At 55.6% G+C, this 25,697-nt stretch carries 15 protein-coding genes; 10 read left to right on the forward strand and 5 right to left on the reverse strand.

Annotated features, from left to right (window positions below; translation table 11 throughout):
• Positions 1-6 precede the first annotated feature (6 nt).
• From RB_RS18510 to RB_RS18530, 6 genes are all read left to right on the forward strand, one after another.
• Positions 7-4,566 carry a beta strand repeat-containing protein gene (locus tag RB_RS18510; protein WP_007332588.1) on the forward strand — a complete coding sequence of 1,520 codons (4,560 nt, stop codon included), beginning with the start codon at positions 7-9 and terminating at the stop codon, positions 4,564-4,566.
• Positions 4,567-5,044: 478 nt separating this feature from the next.
• Positions 5,045-6,403, forward strand: coding sequence for a BBP7 family outer membrane beta-barrel protein (locus RB_RS18515; protein ID WP_011122127.1), 1,359 nt, complete (start codon positions 5,045-5,047; stop codon positions 6,401-6,403).
• 77 nt (positions 6,404-6,480) lie between these two features.
• Positions 6,481-9,567, forward strand: a complete 3,087-nt coding sequence (locus RB_RS18520; protein ID WP_011122128.1) for an FG-GAP-like repeat-containing protein — start codon at positions 6,481-6,483, stop codon at positions 9,565-9,567.
• Positions 9,568-9,640: 73 nt separating this feature from the next.
• Positions 9,641-9,814 carry a hypothetical protein gene (locus RB_RS27805; protein ID WP_007338421.1) on the forward strand — a complete coding sequence of 58 codons (174 nt, stop codon included), beginning with the start codon at positions 9,641-9,643 and terminating at the stop codon, positions 9,812-9,814.
• 432 nt (positions 9,815-10,246) lie between these two features.
• Positions 10,247-11,476 carry a DUF1559 domain-containing protein gene (locus RB_RS18525; protein ID WP_011122130.1) on the forward strand — a complete coding sequence of 410 codons (1,230 nt, stop codon included), beginning with the start codon at positions 10,247-10,249 and terminating at the stop codon, positions 11,474-11,476.
• A gap of 179 nt (positions 11,477-11,655) precedes the next feature.
• A complete protein-coding gene (locus RB_RS18530; RefSeq protein ID WP_011122132.1) occupies positions 11,656-14,781 on the forward strand; it encodes an FG-GAP-like repeat-containing protein in 3,126 nt (1,041 codons plus the stop codon).
• Positions 14,782-14,833: 52 nt separating this feature from the next.
• Here the strand turns inward: RB_RS18530 and RB_RS18535 are convergent, their stop codons facing one another.
• Positions 14,834-16,627 (reverse strand): ABC-F family ATP-binding cassette domain-containing protein, encoded by a 1,794-nt coding sequence (locus RB_RS18535; protein ID WP_007332595.1) that lies wholly within the window; start codon positions 16,625-16,627, stop codon positions 14,834-14,836.
• Between the two features lie 272 nt (positions 16,628-16,899).
• Between RB_RS18535 and RB_RS18540 the strand changes: the two genes are divergently transcribed.
• The gene (locus tag RB_RS18540) at positions 16,900-19,770 is read left to right on the forward strand and encodes a 2-oxoglutarate dehydrogenase E1 component (RefSeq protein ID WP_007338417.1); all 2,871 of its coding nucleotides are present in this window, start codon (positions 16,900-16,902) and stop codon (positions 19,768-19,770) included.
• A 54-nt stretch (positions 19,771-19,824) separates the two neighbouring features.
• Here the strand turns inward: RB_RS18540 and RB_RS18545 are convergent, their stop codons facing one another.
• Both RB_RS18545 and RB_RS18550 read right to left on the reverse strand, forming a co-directional pair.
• Positions 19,825-20,658, reverse strand: a complete 834-nt coding sequence (locus tag RB_RS18545) for a hypothetical protein (RefSeq protein WP_011122135.1) — start codon at positions 20,656-20,658, stop codon at positions 19,825-19,827.
• Between the two features lie 53 nt (positions 20,659-20,711).
• Complete coding sequence (locus RB_RS18550; protein WP_011122136.1) at positions 20,712-21,749, reverse strand: YheT family hydrolase; 1,038 nt, start codon at positions 21,747-21,749, stop codon at positions 20,712-20,714.
• Positions 21,750-21,767: 18 nt separating this feature from the next.
• Here RB_RS18550 and thpR point away from each other — a divergent pair, with 18 nt between their 5' ends.
• Genes thpR through RB_RS18565 form a run of 3 tightly spaced genes read left to right on the forward strand, consistent with a single transcriptional unit; the run spans position 21,768 to position 24,002 of the window.
• Entirely contained in the window at positions 21,768-22,337 is a 570-nt protein-coding gene (gene thpR, locus RB_RS18555; protein WP_007332599.1) for an RNA 2',3'-cyclic phosphodiesterase, read from the forward strand.
• On the forward strand, positions 22,334-23,410 hold the full coding sequence (gene tsaD / locus RB_RS18560) for a tRNA (adenosine(37)-N6)-threonylcarbamoyltransferase complex transferase subunit TsaD (RefSeq protein ID WP_007338414.1): 1,077 nt from the start codon (positions 22,334-22,336) through the stop codon (positions 23,408-23,410). The genes thpR and tsaD overlap by 4 nt, the downstream gene beginning before the upstream one ends.
• A 46-nt stretch (positions 23,411-23,456) precedes the next feature.
• A complete protein-coding gene (locus RB_RS18565; RefSeq protein WP_007338413.1) occupies positions 23,457-24,002 on the forward strand; it encodes a DUF4112 domain-containing protein in 546 nt (181 codons plus the stop codon).
• A gap of 108 nt (positions 24,003-24,110) precedes the next feature.
• Here RB_RS18565 and pgl read toward each other — a convergent pair whose 3' ends face one another.
• Entirely contained in the window at positions 24,111-24,812 is a 702-nt protein-coding gene (pgl, locus tag RB_RS18575) for a 6-phosphogluconolactonase (RefSeq protein WP_011122137.1), read from the reverse strand.
• Between the two features lie 63 nt (positions 24,813-24,875).
• Positions 24,876-25,685 carry a 3-methyl-2-oxobutanoate hydroxymethyltransferase gene (gene panB / locus RB_RS18580; protein ID WP_011122138.1) on the reverse strand — a complete coding sequence of 270 codons (810 nt, stop codon included), beginning with the start codon at positions 25,683-25,685 and terminating at the stop codon, positions 24,876-24,878.
• Positions 25,686-25,697 lie beyond the last annotated feature (12 nt).

Genomic DNA, 25,697 nt, shown 5'->3' on the forward strand with positions numbered 1-25,697 from the left:
TTGGACATGATCTTCCAACGCATGATCGACCGTCTGACCGGTCAAAGCCGTCGCACCCAAAAATCTGATCAAGCGAAATCCAGCCGTCGTGGTCGCCGAGGACAACGGCGTCTTCGACTGGAATCCCTGCAAAAACGGGAATTGATGGCGAGCGATTTGGCCGCCATCAGCGGCATCGCCTACATCGACAGCGATGGCAACGGAACCATGGATGGTGGAGAACCTGCCATCGAAGGTGCGTTGATCACTTTGTACCGTGACTCCAACTCCAACGGCACGCTCGAAATCGGAACCGACGTTGTCGAAGGCACCGTCACCACGGTTGCCGATGGTGCCTATCGTTTCACCAACCTGGACGGTTCCGATGCGACCGGCGTGACCGCCACCGGTGTCTACTTCCTGACGCAAGAAGACGCTCCCGGTGGGGCCGACCTCAGCGGATTGGTGTTCCCTGATACCGCCACGTTGACCATCACCGATGACACCGGGGTCACCGCCGCCACGATCGATGCGTTCTCGATTGATCAACCCTCACAACCAATCACCGAAACCGTAGCCGGCAGCACCACCACCAGCAGCAGTGGTGCGTTGACCTCCGGCGGCGATGTCATCGGTGACGAACGAGATGTGGAAATTTTTCTCGCTGCGAGAACGAGTGGTGACAGCCAATTTGAGATTGTCACGGGTTCCAGCGAATTGGTCTTCAGCAACGGTGGCGACGTTACGGCGACGCTGCTTGTGCAATACGACGGTGTCGATGCTGATGGTGGCGGACTTGCCCTGGATGCGACCGGTCTAGGCGGCGAGGACTTGTCGAACTCCGATTCAGCCGCCGGAATCGTTCTGTCTGTTCGAAGCGACCAAGTCGTGACCGACGGAGTTGAAGTCCGCGTCTACACCGATGCGGCCAACTTCTCGACCGCAACGCTGAGCTTGCCCAGCAACATCGGCGGTCCTGCTCAAGAACTGTTCGTGCCTTTCAGTTCGTTCTCCGATGTCGGCACCGGTGCTGATTTTGGTAACGTTGGTGCCATCGAAGTTTTTGTCGATGCAGTCACCAGCAACGGTGGTGCGGGTGCATCTAGTTTGGACCTGTTCGTTTCTGTTTTGGAATCGCAAAGCAGTAACGAAAACGTTCTGAACCTGGCCAGCATCCAACCGATGGAATTGGGTGGTGAAATCTTCATCGATGATGGCGGCGGAACCAACCAAACCAACCAAAATAACGGCACGCGTGATGCCGGCGAGCCCGATTTCCCAAACCCCGGTGCGGGTAATGAAATCGTGGTGGAACTTTATGCCTTGAGCGGACCAACTGATACGGTCGACGCCGGCGACACTCCGATCGCGACAACCACGGTCACCGGTGGAGCCACCTCAGGTGCCTACACCTTCACCACGCTGACCAGCGGCGATCCACTTGGCCCCGGCACCTACGCTGTTGTGATTCCTGAATCTGAATTCGCAACCGGCCAACCGCTCTTTGGACACTCCGGCAGTGGCACCGCCGCCGCGGACACCGACCTGAATGCCAATGACGACAACGACGGCACCTACGTCGATGGAATCGGCTTGGTCAGCGGTGCGATCACCTTGGAAGTCAACGGCGAACCCACCACGGACGGAACCGACAACAACACCAACTCAACCGTTGACTTTGGTGTGGTTCCCAACACCGACTTGCGAATCACCAAATCATTGGTGACCGCATCATCGAACTTGATCGCCGGCGGTACCGCGGTCTTCGACTTGGTGATCGAAAACTTGGGTCCGTTGGATGCAACCGATGTCAGCGTGGATGACTTCATTCCCGACGGACTGACCTTCGATCGAATCGAAGACAGTGGCGGTGGGGCTGTTGCCACAACCACGACAACGGAAGTTGGTGGTGCGGGCCGTGAAATCCGAACGTTCAGCGTCGGAGCCTTGGCGGCATCTGGATCAGTCACCTACCGAGTCTTCACCGACATCGACACCGATGTTTCTGCAGACCCTGAGAATGAAGCTCACGTAAGCGGATTCCAGGTAGAAGTCGACAACGACCCGACCAACCCGGATGACTCCGATCCACTATTGAATAACGTTTCGCTGGCGAACGCGGATGTTCCCATCGCGACTTTGAGCGTGACCAAAACGGACAACTTGGCAACCGTCACGGCGGGCAACCAACTGACCTATCAAATCACGGTCACCAACACCAGCACCGACAACGCAATCAACGTGACCGCACTGGACACGCTGCCAACCGGAGTGACGTTTGTTTCGGCAAGCTTCACCGACGGCTCGGGTTCGGTCAGCGAAGTGACGGCAGGTCCTGACGCCGGCAAAATCCAAATGGTGCTGGGTGATCTGGCCGCCGGTGAAGACGAAACCATCGAGATCATTGTCACCGTCGATCCAACCATCGCCGACGGTGATTCGCCACTGGACAACTCGGTTACCGCAACGGCCGACAACGCGCCAGATGTCACAACCAATGACACTACCGACGTCGTCCGCGAAGTCGACGTGACGGTCGCGAAGACAGTCATCGAAACTCGGATCCCCGATGATCGCACCGATGGCGATGACGCCGACGACATCATCGATAGCACCTCGCCATTCCAAGTGGTGGCGGGCGGCTTTGTGACCTATCAGGTCGTCGTCAGCAACTCTGGACCATCCGAAGCTCGCGGCGTTGAAGTCGTCGACATCTTGGACGATGGACTGTCATTGGTCGCCGGCAGCTTTGATGCGGGAACATCAGGGGTGACCGTGGTCCAAACGGGTCAAACACTGACCTTTACAGTTCCCGATTTGGACCCAAGCGAATCCTTGACTTTCCAATTCGAAGTCGGCATCGCCTCGGATGAATTCGATGTGATCGCCAACACGGCTACGGTCAGCACGACCGATCCCGAATCGGACTCCAACAACAACACTTCCACCGTCAACATCGATCCGGACGCCCGAATCGACTTGATTTTGGAGAAAACGGCGGCAGAAACCACCGTGGTTCCGGGTGCGGATACCGTCACCTACACCTTCACGGTTTCGCACGACGACGACAGCATCTCTGACGCGATCAACTCTCGGATCACCGACACGTTGCCCGCCGGATTGTCCAACGTCGTGATTACAGCGGCTGGTTCATCGACCTCCAACTTCAACACCACGACTCGTTTGTTGGAAGTCGAATACGCTTCGATTCCGGTTGGCACGACACGGACCTTCACGGTCACCGCCGATGTGGATCCGACCGTGACAACGGACCTGGTCAACTCCGCGAGCGTTGCCGTCCCTGGCGTGACCGAATTGGACAGCACCAACAACACCGACACCGTTACCGTGGGTGTGACTCCCGAGTTCGACCTGACAATCGCGAAAACTGTTCAGGGCGGTGCCACAACGTTCGGCCCCGATGACACGGTGACGTTCAACATTGTCGTTTCGCATGACACCAACGACGATGGAACCGAAGCTGACAACGGTGAGAGCCCATCGACGGCAACCGGTGCGATCGTGACTGACACGCTACCCGCTGGTTTAACATTCGCTTCGGCCACCTCCGGCGGTGCCGCCGTGACTCCGACCAGCACCACCAACGGTGTGATTGTCTTCCCTGAGTTCGACCTTGCTCCTGGCACCACTCGAACGCTGACGATCACCGCGACGGTTGATGATGATGCATCCGGAGCCATCACGAACAATGTTTCGATTGCAACGGACGCTGGTGAAACCCAAACCGACAACAACTCGGCATCCGTCCCGGTCACGGTTGTTCCTGAAGCCAACGTCCGAGTCACCAAAACGGTTGACGTGACCACTGCTCAAACCGGTGCGGAACTGACTTACACCGTGATCGTGTTCAACGATGGCCCTTCGCCAGCAGCCGCCGTGACCGCGGTCGATACGCTGCCAGCAGGATTGACCTTCGTTAGCGGTACGGGACCAAGCGGAGCCTTGTCAGCAACAGGGCAAACGGTCACCGTTAATGGCGGCACCATTGCATCAGGCAGTTCGTTCCAGTTCACCATTGTTGCTTCTGTCAACGATGGAGTGACGGCTGACCAGGTCAACAGCGTGACGGTCTCCACCACCACGGCGGAAACCAACACCACTGACAACACGGCTTCGGCAACCACAGCCATTGATCAAGCAATCAATGAGATCTCCGGCAATGTCTACCGCGATGCCAACCGAAATGGTGTTCGGGACGCGGGTGAAGTGGGCTACGAAGGTGTCCAGCTGCAACTGACCGGAACGTTGTCAGACGGAAGCACGTTCACTCCTGTGACCGTGACCACCGACGCCAATGGCGAGTACCTGTTCGAAGACTTGTTGCCGGGCAAATACCAAGTGACTCGATTGTCATTGCCAAGCGGCACGAGCGACGGACCTGAATTCCCGAGCTCCGCAGAAGGAGCTTTGGGCAACGGTGAAAGCATCGACGACATTGATGTCGGTGGTACCAACCCGACCGTTGTTCCGTTGACCGACTTCACGGTCGTCGACAACAGCAAACGCAGCTTCCTGGCATCGTTCATGCAAACGCCAGGCATTCAGAACCGTCCGACGGATCGCTGATCCTTAGGACTGAAGAAAACTCGCGACAACAAATCGATGCCGGGCAACGGGGAGCCGGTGGAACGCTCGGATCGATTTCGTGAGTCAAGCCCGGCCTTTTTCGGGGGGAAAAGGTCGGGCTTTTTCATGCGCTGACAGCTAGCTGGAAGGAATGTCGCCGGAGCGAGTTCCCAGGTCGAGTCGATGTATCGCCGCTCGCCCGTAGGCCAGGTCCCAACCTGGCACTCGAGCCAATGCTTTGGCACAAAGCGAGGCCTTACCACGTCTCAACGTTCGATCCACGTCGCCGTTCATCTGACCGCCCGCATTCGTCAGATGGAACCTGCACCGCATCAACGCGAACCGGTTTCACGCGTCGCGACCAAGCCACATGGCGACTTGGCCCGCGTTTGGTCTTGACGCCAAGGACGTGGATTGACGATCCGTTCGGTTGGACACGCCAAAATCTTGAGCGAATCCGATCTAGAACGGAAAAAAAATGCCAGCCCCGACCAACCAACCAATCGCAACGCACCTTTCGCGGTTCTGCAGCCACCACCTGTTTTGCAATTCACTCATCGCAACATTGATTTTGTTGTTGAGTTTATTTTGTGAAACACAAAGCGCGCACGCTCAGCAATATGCGGTTGTCCCGGTCAATGGAAACGCACTCGATCCGTACGCCACCGCGGCCTACAACAGCGGAACGCAAGGCGGAGGTTTCTTGGCTGGATTTCCAAATCAATCCTTTCCGCCCACGTTGTTCACAACCAATGCGGCGACCCAAGATCGATTTTGGTTGCGAACGGACTACATCCGATGGATGGCCGATGGCATAGAGACGCCGGCATTGGTGACCACCAGCCCCGACGGAACGGCCCAGAGCGATGCTGGTGTTTTGGGACTGGCAACCACCACGACTCTGTACGGTGGCGAGATCAATGACGAGAGCACCAACGGAATTCGATTCCGCGGTGGTTTCTTCGTCACCCCTGCCTCGGCGTTCGGAATTGAAGGGGAGTACTTTCGAATCGGATCCAACGATTCCGGATTCAGTCGCAATGGTGGAACGCAAATCCTGGCTCGTCCATTCTACCGAACTGACACCGACATCGAGACAGCTCAGCTGATCAACTACCCCACCGTGGTCGATGGCAATTTGTCGATCGGTGCCAGCTCCAAACTCAATTCTTACTTAGTCAATGGCCGCGTTGCGCTTTGCCCTACTTGCGGCGGCAACTGCGTGACTTGCCGCAATACCGATCGCGTCGATTGGCTGGTCGGGTATCGGCGTATCGAACTGGATGAAGCCCTGACGTTTTCCGAAACACTGGAATCGCAACTGACCGCAGCCCCGGGAACGATCGTTTTGAACGAAGCGTTTCGGACCAGCAACGAATTTGACGGATTGCAATTGGGAGTGGTCTACCAAGCCAATTTGAAACGGATCTGGCTCGAGAGTCTCTTGCGAGTTGCGGTCGGCTCCACCAAGCAAACTGTTTCAATCAACGGGAACACGTCGATCACTGAGTCGGGTGTGACAGACAACTACGCCGGTGGACTTTACGCCCAACGCGATAACTCAGGAACCTTCAGTCGCGACGAGTTCACGATGGTTCCCGAAATCGGATTCACCCTCGGCGTTCACTTGACGAGTTGCTTAGACGCGACCGTTGGATACTCATTGCTGTACCTACCCAACGTCGTACGACCAGGCGACCAAATTGATCGCGATGTGGATCCGGACCTGCTAGCTCCACCGGGGATCGTGACGTCTCCTTCCCGGCCCGAATTTCGATTCATCCAAAATGATTATGTGGCTCACGGGTTGAGCTTCGGCGGTCAGTTGCGATTTTAACACACCGGATTGTAAAGGCTGGTCGGCTACACTGAATGGAATCCACCACAACGATTTCATATCAGCAGTGATGATCCATGCCCCACCGGAACGAATCGGTCGCCTTCGTCTCTGCTAGCATCGCAGCCCTCCTGCTGCTCGGAATCTCTGGTTGCAACAAGACAGATCTTCCCGACCAACGGCCAACCGAGCGGTCGCGTCCAACCGCAGCGACCACTGATTCGGAAGCGAATGCCGAAGTCTCAGAAGACATCCATTCAGCCGCCGATTCGCAACCTTCGCTGCAACATGCTCAGCAACTTCTTGCATTGGGAAAATCACCCGAGGCCTTGCGAGAACTTCATTCACTGCTGCTGAAAGACCCCGATCAACTGGATGTGATCGCGCTGACAGCTCAAACCGAACGATCGCTCGGTAACATGGAATCCGCAATCGCGTTGCTGGACGAATTCGCAGCACGTTTGCCTGAACATGAACGAACGTTGCTTTCCAATTCGGCGGCGTGGTCAGCCGAAACTGGTAACTACCACGCTGCCATCAAACATTATCAAAGACTATTGAAAGCCGACCCCGCCGACGTCATGTCGTTGCGATCAATCGCGGCACTGCAAAACGAAATCGGGCATCGATTCGAAGCGAACGAACACCTTCGTCGTCTGATGCAACTTTCCCCCATGACGACGGTCGAATTGCTGTGCTTGGTGAATCCAGGGCAACAGATTCACGACAGCCAACAATCCAGAGCCAAGCCGAGTCAAAAAGCACTCGCGATGGCTTATGAACACTTGGATGAAAACCAATTCCAACGTGCACTTGGGACTCTGGAAGACTCACCCAGTTTCATCGCTCGCGTTCCGGCGCTGCTGACGCTGCGAACTAGAATTTTGGCCGAGATGGGCCGATTGGACGAAGTGGCCATTGCCTTGGCAGATGCACCCAAACAATGCCAAGCATTTCCCGACTACTGGATTGGAGTGGGCATCTGGCACCAAACCAATCGCGATTTGGATAATGCCATCCAAGCGTTTCAGAAAGCGGTTGAGCTCGAACCTCTTCACCAAACAGCGCTCCGACGACTCGCCACAGCTCTTCAAAGCGATGGTTCCAATCAAGTGGCATCACGAGTGAATGAACGGGCTCAACTAGCAAAGGATCTTTCTGAACTGGCAGCTTCCACCGTGAACAGACAAGGCAACGTGGGTCGATCATGCCAAATCTTGTCCCAGCAACTGCAACGAATTGGTTTGCCGTTTCAATCTTTGGCCTGGCAATTCAATGCCATCGCCTACACCACGCCGCAGCAAGCTCGGGTGGATCAACATCTCGCTTCGTTGAAACATCTCAAACAGTCTCTCAACTATTCGGAGACGCAACTCGCACAACGCATCGGATTGCCTCTCGCCAATCCATCCGAAACCGACTGGGATTCGCTGGTCGCATCTCGCGAATTGGCGATCGAACCGAATCGAATTGCCGAACAAGAAACCCAGCCTTCGCAACAATCGATTCAACCTCACTTCGAAAGCATCGCCTCTCGAGTTGGCTTGATTTTTCAATATCGCAACGCGTCACCACCTGTCGAGAAACACTTCCTTTTGCACCAACCGCTTGGATCGGGTCTGGCATGCTTCGACTACGACCTTGATGGAAACACCGACGTCTACGCGGCGCAAGGTGATGGTGATGCGATTGAACCTGGAATGTCTCCCAACTACTTAGCTCGTCATCTCGGCGATTCATTCATCGATGTCACCGCTTTCGCGGAAGTGGATGATCGCGGTTACTCCATGGCGTTGACGACCGGCGATATCAACCAAGACGGATTCGAGGATCTGGTAGTCGGCAACATGCGTCGCAACAGCCTCTTCCTCAATCAAGGCGACGGTACATTTCGATCCGTCAGTGTCGACAGTAGCTGGGAGGATGGACGTTACACGACGGGTTTGGCGATCGCTGACGTGACGGGTGATTCACTACCTGACATCATCGAAATCAACTATGTCGATGACAAACGAATCTTTGATTCAATTCAGTTCGATTCCAATGGCCATCCCATCCGCCTTCCCGGCCCAATGCAGTTCTCCGCGGCGGAAGACCGAGTGTTCTTAAGTCATCCAGCCGGATCGTTTGAAGGTCAACCAATTCGAGAACTCGCTGCTTCCTCGACCGATGCACATCGCGGAATGGGACTGGTCGTCGGTGACTTCGATGCCGATGGCGACAACGAAATGTTCGTCGCGAACGACCAAACCCAAAACCAACTTTGGAACCGAACCTCAGGCGGACTTCAGGACGACACCGACAAATCACTTCGCCCAAAATTTCAGGACATTGGAATCCTCAGCGGTGTGGCGAACGGAGTAACTGGTCAGCCACTCGCTAGCATGGGGATTGCGGCAGGCGACTTCGATGGCAACCAGTCACTCGACTTTCATGTCACCAACTTTGACGACGAGTTGTCCAATCTTTATCTGCAACAATCTGATCATCTCTATTCAGATGGCGTCTTCGCAACCGGGTTGGACCAGCATTCTCGAACGATGCTTGGCTTCGGAACGCAGACGATTGATTTCGAGAATGACGGTGATTGGGACCTCGTCGTTGCCAACGGCGACATCGAGGATCGTCGTCCAACGAAACCCTCGTTCCAAATGCCGACGCAGTTGCTGGTCAACCAAAACCAACGCTGGGGCTCAACGACTCCGGAAGACTCGACCGGCTATTTTGCTGGTGAACACTTAGCCCGTTCTGTCGCTCGCTTGGACTGGAACCGAGATGGCCTGACCGACCTTTTGGTTGGCGATTTGATGGAACCGTTGACGTTGCTCGAAAATCAAACGAACTCCGACCATCGTTGGTTGCAACTCAAACTCATCGGAACGCAAACAGAACGAGATGCCATTGGTGCCAGAGTGCATTTCCATCTCGATGACACCCAACTCCTGCGCACAGTGCAGACCGGCGACGGCTACATGAGTCGAAACGAGAATCTCATTTCGATCGGCATTCCTACTAACCAACACTTGCACCGGATTGATATCGTTTGGCCAAGTGGATTGCACCAGTCATTTGACAACGTCGCAACGGAACGACGAGGGTTGATCATCGAAAGCCAACCACAGATACATTGGTTGCATTTTGCACCCCCAATTCCGAATACCTAACTCTTGCCAGCATCTTTCATCAGCGATTAGGCTTGGATGGTGTTGATTCATTCCCCCCACTCTGAGTTTATCTATGAAAGCTACAAAAACCTTTTTCGCGTTGCTCGTGTTCGCCGGTTCACTTTCGGTAGTCGGGTGTGCTCCCGACGACAGCACCACTCAAATTGAGCCCCCGGCTGAATTCAGCTACGACGACAGCTCTTACGAACAAGAGATGGACAGCGCGACTGACGCTCAGCAAGAGTAAGCAAAAGAAATTCTTTCAGAATTTTCGTCACAACCCAACATTGTTTTGATGTTGGGTTTTTTCATGCGCGTTCGCGCAGTTGAAATGGAAATAGATCCCAGTGGACGCATCCACCGGCAAGAGACCCACAGCTCGAAACCGCCGTATTCGTTGACAAAAAGCACATTTTCAATGTCTTCCGTCACGGCTTCATAAATCGCATTCCATTCTGTCAGTGCAGATCCACAACCCAAACGGAGCACAGTCGAACACCCCAAAAAAACCAACTGCGACCACCGCAGTACCACTGCGCTTCGAATTACGCGGTTCAAACGCCCTTAAGTCTTCCGTACCTTTCGTCCGTAACAGTATGTAGGTGTTGGCATTCGTTGTTATCAAACCCCAACGCCTGTTTCTCTTTCTTCTTCTCGATATCTATCTTAGGAGTGCGAAATGGTTCGCAATCGAACAAGAGCTTCCGGCTTTACGCTCGTTGAGCTGCTGGTGGTTATCGCCATCATTGGTGTTCTCGTTGGGCTGTTGTTGCCCGCCGTCCAAGCTGCCCGCGAAGCAGCCCGCCGGATGCAATGCAGCAATAACTTCAAGCAAATTGGATTGGGCATCCACAACTACCACTCGGCCTACAACGCTTTGCCACAGCAAGCAGGCGGCACCTACGTCGACGGTGACTGGGGCGGATCAGGTCCAGGCCGAACGACCAACCGCTTCCGTCTGAGTTGGCTTCCCGCGTTGCTTCCATTCGTTGAGCAACAAGGTTTGTGGGAGCAAATCAGCAACCCATACAACTTGGACATGAACGGCAACGCGATTGACCCAGGCTTCCCGCCGATGGGTCCCGCTCCTTGGGGCGGTGCTTACCGTCCTTGGTTCACTGAAGTGGGAACGTTCCGTTGCCCAAGCGATCCTGGTCGTGGTGCACCAGCGCACGGGCGTACCAACTACGCCGCTTGCATCGGCGACAGCACTGACTGGGTCAACCACGGTTACATGCGTCACAACAATGGCCAATGGGTGCTGACTCCAAACAATGGTCAAAGCGCAAACGCGACAAACCGTGGCTTCTTCTACCACCGTCGTCAATTGAAGTTCCGTGACGTGTTGGACGGTTTGTCCAACACGATCGCCTGCGGGGAGATCGCCACCGACTTGGGTGACAATGCGATCACGACCAATGCTCGTTACGGTGTTGGCTGGGGAACGATCCACAATAACCCGGCTCACTGCCGCGACCAAGCTGGTTGGATCGACCCTGCTCGTCCACAGTTCTGGGATCCCGATGCAGCTGGAACGGGCAGCAATGGCCTTCGTACCGGAAACGCCGACTGGAAACGTGGTTTCCGCTGGATGGATACTCCAATTATCTACACGGGATTCAACTGCATCCTGCCACCCAATGCTGAGATCTGCTTCGGCGGTGCTGGTGACTTCGATACCGGTGCTTGCCCACCAAGTAGCCGTCACCAAGGTGGCGTGCATGTGCTGATGGGTGACGGTGCGGTGAAGTTTGTCACTGATTCAATCGACTCGGGCAACATTCACAATGGTGTTGTGATGCGGGGCCAGACCGGCAACCGTGCTCCTGGATCTGCCAGCCCCTACGGCTTGTGGGGTGCACTCAGCACACGCGGTATGAAAGAAGTCGTCAACATCGACGACCTCTAGGATCCGTCGACTGAGTGGGTCAATCCGCTCTGGTTCATTCCTAACGAAAACTGCGAACGGGCTCCGAATTTCATTCGGGGCCCGTTTTTTTTCGTTTCGACCTTTGATTTGAACCTCCGCACCCGGTTCTGCTGTAGTTTCATTCAAGAACATTTCGCAACGCTTTCTTCGACGCCCTCATGAAATCCGGTGGCAGCCTTCTATTCGTCCTCGTGCTTCTCTGGTCGGCCGGTTGCCGCCCCAATCCCCAAAGCAGCGACACGCGGTCGCCTACAAACTCCGAGACCAGCAAGACAATTGCAACGCCCGACCAACTCTCCGCTGACGGCGAGGCAGTCGACAGCGAAGTGGATGCAGAACGCTTTCGTCGCCGAGTCGTCGGTGCCATCGCCAAACGCGACCTCCCAACACTGCGTTCCATATCACGTCAGATGATGCTTACGTCAGATGGAGACGCCGAATCCTACGAGACACTTGGGGATGCGTTCAACACTTTGGGGTCAAGCAAAGACGCCATTGAAATGTTCGATATGGCCATCGGGTCGGCAGATGCACCATCAGCCGACTTATTCGAGAAGACCGGACATGCCTACATGGCTCAAGGACGAACATTCGACACGATCGAATTGATGAAGCGATGCGTTCGATTGCACCCTGACGACGCCGGTCGGCGGGTTTCATTGATTGGATTGATGATCAGCCAAGCTTTGGAACGTGACGCGGTTGTCCACTTGCGGTATCTCATCCAGAGAGGACAAGCGGGCATCTCCGAACTGGTGATCGCCAGCGATTCTTCGCGTCCGCAAGCCGACGAACAGATGTGCAAGCAAGCGTTGAAGCTCAATCCTTCTGACTTGCGGCCCCAATACGCGATGACTCGGTTTGACGCTTACAACCATCGCTGGTCAGAGGTCCTCGAACAACTGAAACCGGTAGTCGATCGACATCCCGATTTCGTTCCAGCTTGGGCGTTCCTGACCCGCGCGGCGGTCGAGGAAAATGACATCGAGACCCTCGAGCGAATTACAAATCGGGATTTCGCGGACGAATACGAATCGCACCCCCAGGTTTGGATCGCCCGCGGCGTTTGGGCCGACCAAAACGGAGACACTTCGCTCGCGGTAGCGTCGTTCGCCGAAGCGGTTCGGCTGGACCCAAATCATCACGAGGCTTTAACCAAACTCACCACCGCATTGGCAGCATCGGGCGATCTCGAATTGAGCCAAAGAGCGGCCGTCAGAGCCGGACACGTCAACGAGCTTCGAGATGCCATCGATGGTTTCCTCAGTTGGCGTCGCAATTCTCAAAGACTCGCAGTCGTTGTGGCTGAGAAACTCCAGCAACTCGGACGGCATTGGGAAGCCGTGGTTTGGTTGCGAGCGTCCTTCACGTTGTCGCAAGACCCCGCCGACAATCTCAAAGAAAAATTCGCGAACGCTCGAGGCAAGCTCACGGGCAAGACGCCATGGCAAACGTTCGATTCGCAGTGGTTACCGCCCAAATCCGAAACGCGAAAGCAGATGATGGCGGCTGCCACCCGTGGATGGTTCCATCGCTCCTCTGATACCAACGACACGAGCAAACTCGCGTCGGGTGCCCCCAAACGTCCGCCACCGACTCGAGCCATCAACGATCGCGGATATCGGTTGATCGATGAGGCAGCCGCCCGCGGCTTGATCCACACGGTTGGTCTGCCACGACCGCGAACCGAAGATGGCTTGTGGCTCTGGCAATCAGGGCTCGGTGGTGCCGGTGTGCTAGATCTCGACCTGGATGGTTGGCCCGATCTCCATCTGACCGCGTCAGGCGGGAAGGACGGTGGCGAACCTGGATCTCGCGACAACCAACCCAACACCACCGCTCGAAACCTAGCGGGTCAATTTGTTGATGTCTCCGATGCCAGCGGACTGGCCGATTCAGGGTTCACTCAGGGCGTTGGCATCGGCGATTTCAACGCGGATGGGTTCCCTGATTGTTTGATCGCGAACATCGGAATCAACACGCTGTATCGAAACAACGGAGACGGAACCTTCACCAACGTGACTGAGTGGATGTTCGAACATCCTGAAGACGCGATGTCGGCGAACGGAACAGCGAAAACCGCGATCGGGACCAACCCACGTAACACTTGGACGTCATCCGTTGCAATGGCCGACATTGACCAAGACGGCTTGTCTGATCTGATCGAAATCAACTACTGCGGGGGCCCAACTCCGTACGAACAACGTTGCCTTGACGAGATCATCAAGAAATATCGATCGTGCCAACCGATCACACTTCCAGCGGAACGTGATCGGGTTCATCGGAACCGAGGTGTGATCGAGACTTCGTCTCTGTTCGAAGACGAAACGGATCGATGGTTTGCTGGCAGTGACCCCGGTCGCGGTCTCGGGATATTGGTCGGACAAATCGATGGCATGGACGGATTGGATCTTTATATTTCAAACGACATGACAGCGAATCATTTTTGGCGTTTTGAAAACGCCACCAAATCGCTCAACGAACAAGCCACCATTCGAGGCGTCGCGTTCAATCATCAGTCTGCTGCCGAAGCGTCCATGGGAATCGCGGTAACGGACGCTGATGGCGACCTCGACCTGGATCTGTTTGTCACCCACTTCACTGATGAATCGAACACGTTTTATGAACAAGTTCGAGCGGGTTTGTTCCAAGACACAACGGATTCGGTCCGCTTGGCTGCACCCAGCCGTGACATGCTGGGATTTGGAACACAGTTCCTCGATCTAGACGGCGACGCGATCGATGAACTGGTTGTTGCCAATGGTCACATTGATGAATTCAAGCACAAAGACCTTGAGTACGAGATGCCCGCCCAGCTGTACGCTATCGACAGTGAAAACAAATGGCAGTGGGTTCGCGACTCGGCCATTGGTCCCTACTTTGAAGAACCAAGAATGGGACGGGCGATGGCGACGCTGGATGCCAACCGAGATCGGCAAACGGACTTGGTGGTCACCGACCTGTTCCGCCCCACCGCGCTGTTGATCAACCAAACACCTCGTGCGACCAATTCATTGTCAGTGCGTGTCGTCGGCGTTCAATCCGAACGAGATGCCATCGGAACAACTGTATTGGCAACAACCAGCAGCGGCGTCCAAATGCGGCAGCGAACGGCCGGATCGGGCTATCAAAGTTCGAATGAACCGATCCTTTCGTTTGCCATTCCGGAAATTGATTCAGAGGTGACCTTGGAAGTGCGGTGGCCAAGCGGAATCCAGCAGAGCATCACCGTCTCGATGCCTCAGCAAGAACTGCTGTTGATTGAACCGGCCATCGGCGACTGATTCAAACTGGCTGATTTCGTGGGCTAGCAAGCCTCGCAAGATCAACAATCCATCATTCCCACTGATCAGCACTCAGCTCCATCCAACGCTCTTCGGCTTCGCTCAATTCCGATTCGATCTCTTTCATCTGATCGTGCAAGCGAACGGCTTCGCCCGGATCTGTTTCCGTCAATAGTTTCTTGTTCAGATCTTTTTTCTCGTCGTCCAGCTTGGCAATTTTCCGCTCGAGATTTTTGACTTCTTTCTCACGCTTGCGTTGATCTTTCTGGTCTTGTCTTGAATCGCCGCTGCCTTTTGCTGCCCCCGTTTTAGGAGCCGTGCCGGACGCTTTTGCATTTGCATTGCGGACTCGCTCACCCTCGTCGATCTCTTTCTCGACGGCTTCGCAGTAAGTCTCATAGCTTCCGAAATAGTTGCGAACACGGCGGTCTCTAACCTCGATCACGTTGGTTGCCACTTCGGCCATGAAGTGACGATCGTGACTGGTGAAGATCACCGTGCCTTTGTAAAGCTTCAGCGCGTCCGCAAGAGCCTCCACCGTTTCGACGTCCAAGTGGTTACCTGGTTCGTCAAGCACCAACACGTTCGCGGTCCCTAGCAAAAGGCTCGCCATACAAACGCGTGCCCGTTCGCCCCCGGAAAGCACCTTGATCTTCTTTTGAATGTGCTCATCGCGGAACAACAATGCACCGGCCATCGCCAGTACATCTTGGCGAGTGGTTTCTGGATCGGACGCGTACTCGAGATGTTCGAGGATCGTTTGCCGCTCGTCCAAAGTCGTGTACACGTGCTGGGCATACGTTCCGATCTCGATCCCATGGCCCCATTTCATGGAACCTTCGATGGGTTCGAGAGAGTGGACCAGAGTCCGCAGCATCGTTGTCTTGCCCTGACCGTTGTCTCCAACGATCGCCGCACGCTGACCGTGCTCGATTTCGAGTGAGATATCTTCGGCGACGACGTGTCCTGGATATCCAATCGCCAGCCCTTCGCATCGGACGGCGGTTCCTTGTCGAGGCTGAACGCGGGGCGCGCGAATGTTGACGGTTGGTTCGTCACCCACGATTTCAGTGGTCTGCAATCGCTCGAGTTGCTTTGCCTTGCTCCGGGCTTGGCTGGCCGTGGAAGCATTGGCTCGGTTCTTGTCGATAAATCGCTGCAGTTGCTTTTGCTTCGCCACCACCGTCGCATTCACACGCTTTTCGTGCTCGCGTCGCTCCTCGCGATATTCGAGGAATTCCTGAATCTTGCCGGGGAACATCGTCAGCTGTCCACGCGAAAGCTCCAATGTCTGGCTGCAAGTTGCTTTCAGAAAAGCCCGGTCGTGGCTGACGATCAGGGCGGCTTTGCCAAAATCACGCAGAAAGTGTTCCAGCAGGATCTGAGTTCGCAAATCCAAGAAGTTGGTAGGTTCGTCCAACATCAGCAGGTTGGGATCATGAAGCAGCAGTGCCGCCAACTTCACGCGAGTCTGCCAACCGCCCGAAAGGGCTTTCACCGGCCCCTCTAGATAGTCGCCTTTCAGCTCAAATTGGCCAGCAACCTGACCGCAACGCCAATCCGGTTCGCCGCTGTCTCGCATCAGAAAATCGAGAGCCGATTCGCCTTCATGAAACGGATCATGCTGACGCAGATAACCGATCCTCAGATTGGGGTGGTGAATCACCTCACCCTTTTCGACTTCTTCTTCGCCCAACAGGATTCGCAACAGCGTCGATTTACCTGCCCCGTTTCGTCCTACGAAGCCCACCTTCACGTCATCAACCAAAGAGACGTTGGCGCCGTTGAGCAAGACTTGGTCGCCGAACCGTTTCTCGGCGTCTCGGAGCTGAATTAAAACGGCCATTCTGAGTAAATTTCTAAAACTGAAAGTGGTGCAAACAAAGACAAGCGGGCGGGAAAAACGTTCCCAAAACCTCATCGTCTCGTCAAACGTACCGATAACCGGCGAAAAGTTCACCCGGTCGTCCTACCCACCCCGGGATTGGTTCCGTACAGTAGACTCAGGCGCGGCATCAGCACCCCGATTGGAAGCGTGCTTTTGACGTTATCTCCCACCTTCCACGTTTCCTTCCTCCTTTGCGATCCGCTTGGCGACGGCGGTTCGTTGCGGGACTCATGAATAGCTATTCGTTGGACTACATCGACGATTTGTACGTGCAATATGTACGTGATCCGTCGAGCGTTTCGGAAACCTGGCGTCAATACTTCGAGCAGTTCCTGGTCGGGGCTGGTGCGCGGACCAACGCTGCACCTGCCGCCAGCCAAACGGCTTCGCAAGGTGATGCATCCGCCAATGGGAAAACCTCGGGCGCACGCTCCGTCGTTGCGCCCGCGTTTGCATCCGGCCAACCCGGCAGCGCCGAAGACACGTCGGAGCGTCCTGGCTCCACCGGCGATCAAAATGTCGACCAAGCCCTGTGGCTGGCTCGCATCCAAGATCGCGTGGACCAATTGGTTCGGGAATATCGCGTCCGCGGTCACTTGGTCGCCACCCTGGACCCATTGGGGTTGTTCGAACACACCTGCCCGGAACTGTCGCCGCGAAGCCATGGACTGAGCAAGCAAGACCTGGCCCGTCCTTTTGATAGCAGCATTCTCGAAAACGTTTCGGGCAGCACGCTTGACGTCATTCTGAACAAACTGCAATCCACTTACTGTCGCAGTATCGGTGCGCAGTTCATGCACATCGACAATCGCAACATTCGCGATTGGCTGCAGCGTCGGATGGAAACGACGGAAAACCGGTTGGACCTGTCGCACGAAGTCCAACGGCGGATTTACACGCGACTGGCCGACGCGACGATCTTCGAAGAATTTGTTCGCCGGAAATTCGTCGGTGCAAAGACATTCTCGCTGGAAGGTGCCGAAAGCCTGATTCCTCTGATTGACCTGGCGCTTGAAAAAGCGGGCCAGCATCAAGTCAAAGAGGTTGTCATGGCAATGGCACACCGTGGACGCCTCAACGTGATGGCGAACATCCTCAAGAAGCGGGCGATGAATATCTTTTGGTCGTTCGATGACCCAACTCCTGAACTCAGCCGCGGTGGTGGCGATGTACGTTATCACCTGGGATACAGCAGCGATTGGAAAACCGCGTCCGGTGACCGATTGCATATCTCGCTGTGCTTCAACCCCAGCCACCTTGAGTACGTCAACACGGTCGCTCTAGGACGCACACGCTGCAAACAAGACAACCGTGGCGACGTGGATCGCCAAGATGTGATGACGATTTTGATTCACGGCGACGCCGCTTTTGCTGGTGAAGGCGTGGTTCAAGAAACACTCAACCTCAGCGAACTGAAAGGTTACCGCACCGGCGGCACCCTGCACGTCGTGATCAACAACCAAGTCGGATTCACCACCGAACCGGACGAAGGCCGTAGCACGACGTACGCGACCGACATCGCGAAAATGCTGCAAATCCCGATTTTCCACGTCAACGGCGAAGACCCCGAAGCGGTCGCTCAGGTCGTCTCGTTGGCGATGGATTTCCGTAAAGAATTCCACCGTGACGTTGTTATCGATTTGTACGCCTATCGCCGTTGGGGACATAACGAAGGTGACGAACCTCGTTTCACCCAACCTCAGATGTACGCTGAAATCGATCGTCGTCCAGGTGTGCGACAACAGTATCTCAATCGCCTGCTAAAACTCGGGAAAATCACCGAGGCAGAAGCCGACGAGATCAGTCGTGACCGGACTGAAAAGCTCGAGAGCGAATTCGAAGCGAGCAAGCACGAGTCGTTTGTTCCCGACACGCAAACGCTCGCCGCGAACTGGATGGAGTACTTTGGCGGGCCTGAACCTGCCGATGAAGTCGACACGACCATTCCGGCCACGCGACTGAGCGAGTTGATTGACTCACTGACCCGTCTGCCCGAAGGATTCTCGCCGCACAAAAAGCTCAAACGACCGATGCAACAGCGTCGTGAAATGGCCAGCGGCGAACGTCCATTGGACTGGGCCACCGCGGAAGCCGCCGCATTTGCATCGTTGCTCGACGCGGGTCACCCGATCCGATTGACGGGCCAAGATTGCGAGCGTGGTACGTTCAGCCACCGCCATGCCGTGTTGCACGACATGCGCGACGGCAACGAATACTGCCCGCTGAAAAACCTCCACGAAAACCAAGCTCGGCTAGAACTCTACAACAGCCCCCTGAGCGAGGCCGGAGTGCTCGGGTTTGAGTATGGCTACTCGCTGGACTGCCCCAGTGGCCTGTGCATGTGGGAAGCTCAGTTTGGTGACTTCTGGAACGCCGCTCAGGTGATCGTGGACCAGTTCATCGCCAGTGCCGAAGACAAGTGGAATCGCTTATCCGGCTTGGTCATGCTTCTGCCACACGGATTCGAAGGCCAAGGCCCCGAACACTGCAGCGCTCGAGTCGAACGCTTCCTGGCAATGGCGGCCGAAGACAACATCCAAATCTGCCAGCCGACTACACCAGCCCAATACTTCCACCTGCTTCGCCGACAGGTCATTCGCAAATGGCGTAAGCCTCTGATCGTGCTGACACCCAAAAGTCTGCTACGACACGCGGAAGTCACCAGCCCACTGGATGTCGTCGCAGAAGGCAGTTTCCGAAAGATTTTGCCCGATCGCAAAGTCCCACTTGAAGGCGCTAAGCGATTGGTTCTGTGTACCGGGAAAGTTTATTACGACCTGCTGCAAGAACGCACCGATCGAAATATCGAAGACGTTCCGATCATGCGTTTGGAACAACTCTACCCGCTGTCGCCCGATGAAATCTTCGCCGCCTTTGAGGGTCTCGCCGAAGGATCCGAAATCCGTTGGGTCCAAGAAGAGCCCGAAAACATGGGCGCGTGGCCGTACTTGAAACTCAAGATCGGCGACGAACTCAATAAGCGCTTCCGGTTCACCAAAGCAACTCGTGCGGAATCGGCCAGCCCCAGCACCGGTTCAATGGCGGCTCACAAATTGGAACAAATCGATCTGCTCAAAGCCGCCTTCGAAGGCATTAACTGATGCGAGCAAACGCTCAGTCGGCCGTTGCGGGAAGCCCAAAAGAAACGCTGACGTTTATCCCGACAGCGTCGCGTTGGCTGGCTGTTTTGAAGGCCACTTCCGTTGCCTGCCGTTGCTAAACCGCTTCAAGGCGAGCTGCATCAACGTGACCGTTACTAGGGACGCGCTAGGAGCAACGAACAGGATCTGAGAAGCAAACCGGTTCGAATGATGCTGGCCGACAAGCTGACGCCAAACGTCATCTGCCAGCGTCCACCCCGCCTGTGACTGACTGTGCAGGAATGCACCGGCAAGAAAGACGCCAAATAACATACCCAGCCTCTTCCATCGTGATTTCATCATCACGAGGTAGTTGGCGATCAACGCGGGGACGCCCGCAGGGGTCGTGTAACTCGCGATGGAAACAAGCTCACGATTGAGCCCCGAGACACGAATCAATGTGATCAACGCCGCGACGATGGCGGTAAAAACCAACAGCCACCGGATCGAGACGCTGGGCTTGCGAGATTTCGATGGACGAATTCGCCACGGAGGTGTGGCAGACCAACGAAAATTGGCAGCCTGAATGGCACAAACAACCATCGCTGGAATGACCATCCCGATCTCGAATCCCGACTGGAAACCAAAGATCACGACACCCCAACAGATACAAACGCTCGCAACGCACCAATGAGGCCATCTCGAGCCAGGCGAGAGCAAAATGGCGGCCATTGTCGGCAACATCACAAACAACGAAATGAACAGCCACCAATCGGCTGCGGAATCGCCATCGAAACCGGTTGTCGCCTCAAGCACAAAGTACAGCAGTAGCTGTGCCGTCATCACAACCACAGGCACAACCCACCAACTGCGACCAAGAGCAAACGCGTTGTTGGACTTCTTCAGCACGACTCGTTCACTCGCCAGATTGAGACATCAGATCAAGGGGTGAACGATCAATGCTACCACGCCGAGTCGTACAGTTTGGCAACCAACTCGTCGGTCCATGCCGTACCGTCGGACTGGGTGTACCCGTGGTGGCCTCCCGTGGGCATGGTCAGGACGCGAGTTGATTCGTGCACTCGGTCGCGTAATGCAACGAACGAATCAACTGGAACCAATGGGTCATCGGCCGCGGTGACAATCAACGCGGGAACATCTATTTGCTCCACGACCGAATGGGCCGAAGATTCCGCGTAATACGTTCGCTCACAAGGAAATCCCGCCATCGGAGCGGTGATCCGGCGATCAAATTCGCGAAGCGTCTTTGGAGCCCGGCCGTCCAATAGGCTGCCCAGCTCTTCTCTCATCTGCAACGTTGATTTGGCTCGGCGAAGCAACTGCGTGATGAAGTAGTGGTTGTAAAACCGCAAAGACCAAGATTCCATCCGATCACTGCAGGCTTGCAAATCAATCGGCGGTGCGATCGCCAGAATAGGACCGATTCGATCCCAGTAAGATGGCCTCGCGTCCAAACCAGCCCCGATCCGTCCTGCCGCACGCAACAATTGGTTCCCACCCAAGGAAGTTCCCACGGCTCCGATCGGGGCAGCCTGTTCGCCGGTCAAGTCGGCAATTCGCTCAATGGCGGCCAATACGTCTTCGCTTCGTCCCGCATGTGTGATGCCACGACAATACGCCACCGATTCACCACATCCTCGCATGTCCAACCGGAACACACGGATGCCGATCGCCAGCAACCTTCTTTTGAAACGCACCATGTAATCCGCCGCATGGCAGCCACAAATCCCGTGCAGCAGCAACACGCTTCCTCGGGGAGTTCCCAACCATGATTCGGGAGTATCATCGTGCAGAATCAATGTGTCGTTATCAGACACGGGCAGACGATGCTTTTCTGATTTGACGCCGCTCGATAGCTTTTGCCATTCGCTGATCGACATGGTTGGCCGTGGCGCAAGCAACGTTTGCAGGTGCCCACCTCGACGCCATCGATGCGGCACAAAACTCGGTGGTTCGAACCGATGCACTGAAAACGTCATCTCGTTAAACTTTCGCTCATGAAAACCATTCGCACCTTTCTGGCCATTCCGTTGCCATCCGATCTCGCCCGCACAGCATCGCGTTGGATGGCGGAAACCAAAAGCCCAGGAGACGGAATCAAATGGGTTCCCGACGAGAATTTGCACCTCACGCTGAAATTCCTCGGGGAAGTCGACAACGTTGAAACACCGGCTGTTTGCAACACACTGCAAGCCGCCTGCGAAGACATAGAACCCTTTGCATTGGTTCTCGAGGGTGCCTCCGGGATCCCGGACTTGGAACGCCCTCGAGTTCTGACCGTCGCGGTGGATGATGCCACGTCAACACTGACCAATTTGGTCGCTGATCTTGAGAAACGATTCGCCGCGATGGGTTACAAACCCGAACCCAGAGATTACCGTCCCCATTTGACCGTGGGACGGACGCGAAGCGGAACCCGCCGTGCTAACTCAGACGTTATCAATCGATGGCGGAAGTTCGAAGACGACGAAATTGGCGAATTCAATGTTCGCGAAATTCATGTGGTGGGCAGCTTTCTTGAGAAACACGGTCCGACTTACAACGTGCTCGGGCGAGTCCAACTATGACGCCGACGGCCGCTTCTGAATTGCTGCTGTCGATTGAATCCACTTGTGATGAAACTGCCGCGGCGGTCATTCGCCGCGACGGCACGGTCCTTGGCCAATGCATCGCCACCCAAGAAACACTTCACGAGCAGTTCGGCGGTGTGGTCCCCGAGATCGCCGCGCGAGCCCACCTGGAACGCATCCTTCCGGTGATCGACACGGCACTGACGCAAGCGAAAGTTCGTGGCGAAGACCTCACCGCGATCGCCGTAGCCGATCGTCCGGGCTTGGCTGGTTCATTGCTGGTCGGTGTCGTTGCCGCCAAAACGCTCGCCTTGGCATGGAACAAACCACTGATCTCGCTCAATCATTTGCACGCTCACTTGTATGCGTGTCAATTGATTGAAGGGGCCCCGGCGAACATCTATCCGGCGATTGGCCTGATCGTATCCGGCGGTCACACCAGCCTGTATGTTTGTCGCACCGCGATCGACCTGGAGTATCTCGGCGGAACAATCGACGATGCCGCTGGCGAAGCATTCGACAAAGTGGCAGCGATGTTGTCCCTACCCTTTCCCGGCGGAATCGAAGTCGCAAAGCTCGCCTCGCAAGGAAACGACAAGGCATACTCTTTCCCTCGCTCGATGATTCACGATCCAGGCGATGATTTTTCCTTCAGCGGTTTGAAGACGGCGGTTCGGTACGCCATCGTCGGCCCGGGCCGCCAAGACTTTGCGTCGCTGGACATTTCCGACCAAGTCAAACGGGACGTCTGCGCCTCGTTTGAGGCCGCTGTTGTCGATGTCTTGGTATCCAAATGCCGTCGAGCGATCAAGCGGCACAGAAATCGCAACAACGATCCTCAGAACTCAATCAATCGGCTGATCGTCGGAGGCGGCGTGGCAGCCAACCAGCGTTTGCGACGTGACCTGCAAGCCGCCGCCGACAAAGACGGCTTCGAGCTTTGGATCGCTCCACCGCACCTATGCACTGACAATGCTGTCATGGGTGCGATCGCCTGGAAGAAGTTCGAAGCCGAACAATTCGCATCGCTTGATCTGGACATCACCCCCGGACTGCAACGAGGCTTCTGAAGACAGACGCACAAACGATCGCATCATCCCGGGACCATTCACGCTCATGAAATCTGCTTCCAAACGACTCAGAGGTAAATCGGCACGCGACGGTGAAGCGACACTCACTGGTGAATCGGCCGTCCTGACCGAACTGCAGCTTGGTCATCCATCGCTGCGGTGGGTCGATCGCTACAGCCGCTTGCTGGACACGCGATTTCGTATCCCCGGCACCAAAGTCCGCTTTGGGTTGGACTTCATTCTCGGATTGGTCCCCGGTGCTGGTGATGCGATCAGCATGGGGTTGTCCGGAATCCTGATCGCGACGATGGCAAGAAATGGAGCGAGCCCAAGACTCGTGCTGAGAATGCTGGGCAACGTGGGTCTGGACGCATTGGTTGGCACCATCCCTGTCTTGGGCAACATCTTCGACTTGTTCTACAAAGCCAACCATCGCAATCTGCTTCTATTGCGAGAGTACTACGTCGAAGACAAGCACCGCGGAAGCGTTTGGCCCATTTTGATGGCCATCGTGATCGCCCTGATCATCCTGCTGGGACTGATGGTGATGATCTTCGTCTGGTGCATCAACGCGATCATGAACCTGTTCTAAGGACCACGTGAACAACAAGTGACGTAGCGGAAGGGCGCGAGCCCTCCGGTTCTTCACCGGGCGGCTTGCGCCACACCGCTAACATCGTCACTTGTTGTTCACTCGCTACTAAGCAGTCGCGACGGCATCGCGCGTCACAAACCAAGTCGGCGACTCGATCAATCGCGACGGGAACAGCGCGGCGGGTAAATCACTGGCGGAACTGCGAACACTGGCGAGTGCCTGACGCTTGTTTGATCCACCGATCAAGAACCAACGCTGCCGAGCGGAATTGATCGCGGGCGCGGTCAGCGTGTAGCGATAGGTTTTCATCTTAGGCACCCAGTTCTCCACGAACCAACGATCGTTCTGCTCGATGGCTTTCGTCTCCGGGAACAACGACGCCGTGTGCGCGTCATCGCCCATTCCTAATAAAGCCAAATCCCACGTCGGGACATCAGAACCCGCAAACGTTTCCCGCAAAGTCTTCTCGTAGGCTTCCGCCGTCGCGGCAGGATTGTCCGGATCGACTGGCACCGGAAACGCATGCAGTGAATCGGCTGGCAAATGCGACAGCAACGCTTCGCGAACCATCCGGTAGTTGCTGTCCAAGTTGTCTTCCGTGACGTTGCGTTCGTCGCCCCAGTAAAACTCAATGTTTTGCCACGGCAACTCTTTCGTCGCCAGCAATTCGTACAGCCGCTTGGGCGTCGAGCCACCGGACAACGTCACGCGGAACACACCACGCTGCTCGATTGCCTCTTTCGCAGCTTTGCAAAAAGCGTCCGCGGCGGCGTTGGAAAGCTCATCCAATGATTCAAATACTTGCACGTTGCATTCTCAATGATGGGGGGATTAAGACAGATGTCATTCGGTGGCCGACGACGCCGTGAATCACTCAAACGATTCGGCATCGCTCGGAAAACTGGCTGCCTTCACTTCATCACAATACGACTTGGCCGCCTCTCGGATGGTATTGCCAACATCGGCAAACAACCGGGTGAACTTTGGGGTGTAACCTGATGTCAGCCCGAGGATGTCGTGGGTCACCAAAACTTGTCCGGACACATCTCGGCCGGCACCAATGCCGATCGTTGGAACCTTCACCGCATCCGTGATCGCAGCGGCGGCTTCGCTGGGAACGCATTCAATAAGAACTGTGAACGCCCCCGCAGCTTCAGCGGCCTTCGCGTCCGCCACCAATCGCTCGATATCACGCTGCAGGCGATAGCCGCCTTCCACATGAATATTCTGTGGGCGCAGCCCAATGTGGGCCATCACCGGAATGCCGGCCCCCACCATCGCTTCGATCCGTTCGGCTTGCTCAGCACCGCCTTCCAACTTGACCGCATGGCACTGGGTTTCCTTCAGCACGCGAGCCCCACAGCGGACACTGTGAAGCAAATCGAGCTGACCATCCGGGAACGGTAGATCGACCACCACCATCGCGTGGTCCGCGGCTCGCCCCACCATTTCGGCGTGGTAGATCATTTGATCCATCGTCACCGGAAGGGTCGTCGAGTGCCCCTGCACGACCATTCCCACGGTGTCACCGACCAGCAAAACATCAACACCGGCTTCATCCAAAATTTTTGCGGTGGGAAAATCGTAGGCGGTCAGCATCGTGATCCGTTCACCCCGGTCACGCATGCGCTGCAGCGTTCGAGTCGTGATTCGCGATTTCCTCTTTTCCGATTCCGTCATTCTGTTCGCTTT

This window comes from Rhodopirellula baltica SH 1, assembly GCF_000196115.1.
Classification (GTDB): Bacteria; Planctomycetota; Planctomycetia; order Pirellulales; family Pirellulaceae; genus Rhodopirellula; species Rhodopirellula baltica.

Bases quoted from the DNA above. Each gene is read 5' to 3' on its own strand.
- RB_RS18510 (WP_007332588.1), top strand. From the start codon at position 7: ATGATCTTCCAACGCATGATCGACCGTCTGACCGGTCAAAGCCGTCGC.
- RB_RS18515 (WP_011122127.1), top strand. From the start codon at position 5,045: ATGCCAGCCCCGACCAACCAACCAATCGCAACGCACCTTTCGCGGTTC.
- RB_RS18520 (WP_011122128.1), top strand. From the start codon at position 6,481: ATGCCCCACCGGAACGAATCGGTCGCCTTCGTCTCTGCTAGCATCGCA.
- RB_RS27805 (WP_007338421.1), top strand. From the start codon at position 9,641: ATGAAAGCTACAAAAACCTTTTTCGCGTTGCTCGTGTTCGCCGGTTCA.
- RB_RS18525 (WP_011122130.1), top strand. From the start codon at position 10,247: ATGGTTCGCAATCGAACAAGAGCTTCCGGCTTTACGCTCGTTGAGCTG.
- RB_RS18530 (WP_011122132.1), top strand. From the start codon at position 11,656: ATGAAATCCGGTGGCAGCCTTCTATTCGTCCTCGTGCTTCTCTGGTCG.
- RB_RS18535 (WP_007332595.1), bottom strand. From the start codon at position 16,627: ATGGCCGTTTTAATTCAGCTCCGAGACGCCGAGAAACGGTTCGGCGAC.
- RB_RS18540 (WP_007338417.1), top strand. From the start codon at position 16,900: ATGAATAGCTATTCGTTGGACTACATCGACGATTTGTACGTGCAATAT.
- RB_RS18550 (WP_011122136.1), bottom strand. From the start codon at position 21,749: ATGACGTTTTCAGTGCATCGGTTCGAACCACCGAGTTTTGTGCCGCAT.
- thpR (WP_007332599.1), top strand. From the start codon at position 21,768: ATGAAAACCATTCGCACCTTTCTGGCCATTCCGTTGCCATCCGATCTC.
- tsaD (WP_007338414.1), top strand. From the start codon at position 22,334: ATGACGCCGACGGCCGCTTCTGAATTGCTGCTGTCGATTGAATCCACT.
- RB_RS18565 (WP_007338413.1), top strand. From the start codon at position 23,457: ATGAAATCTGCTTCCAAACGACTCAGAGGTAAATCGGCACGCGACGGT.
- panB (WP_011122138.1), bottom strand. From the start codon at position 25,685: ATGACGGAATCGGAAAAGAGGAAATCGCGAATCACGACTCGAACGCTG.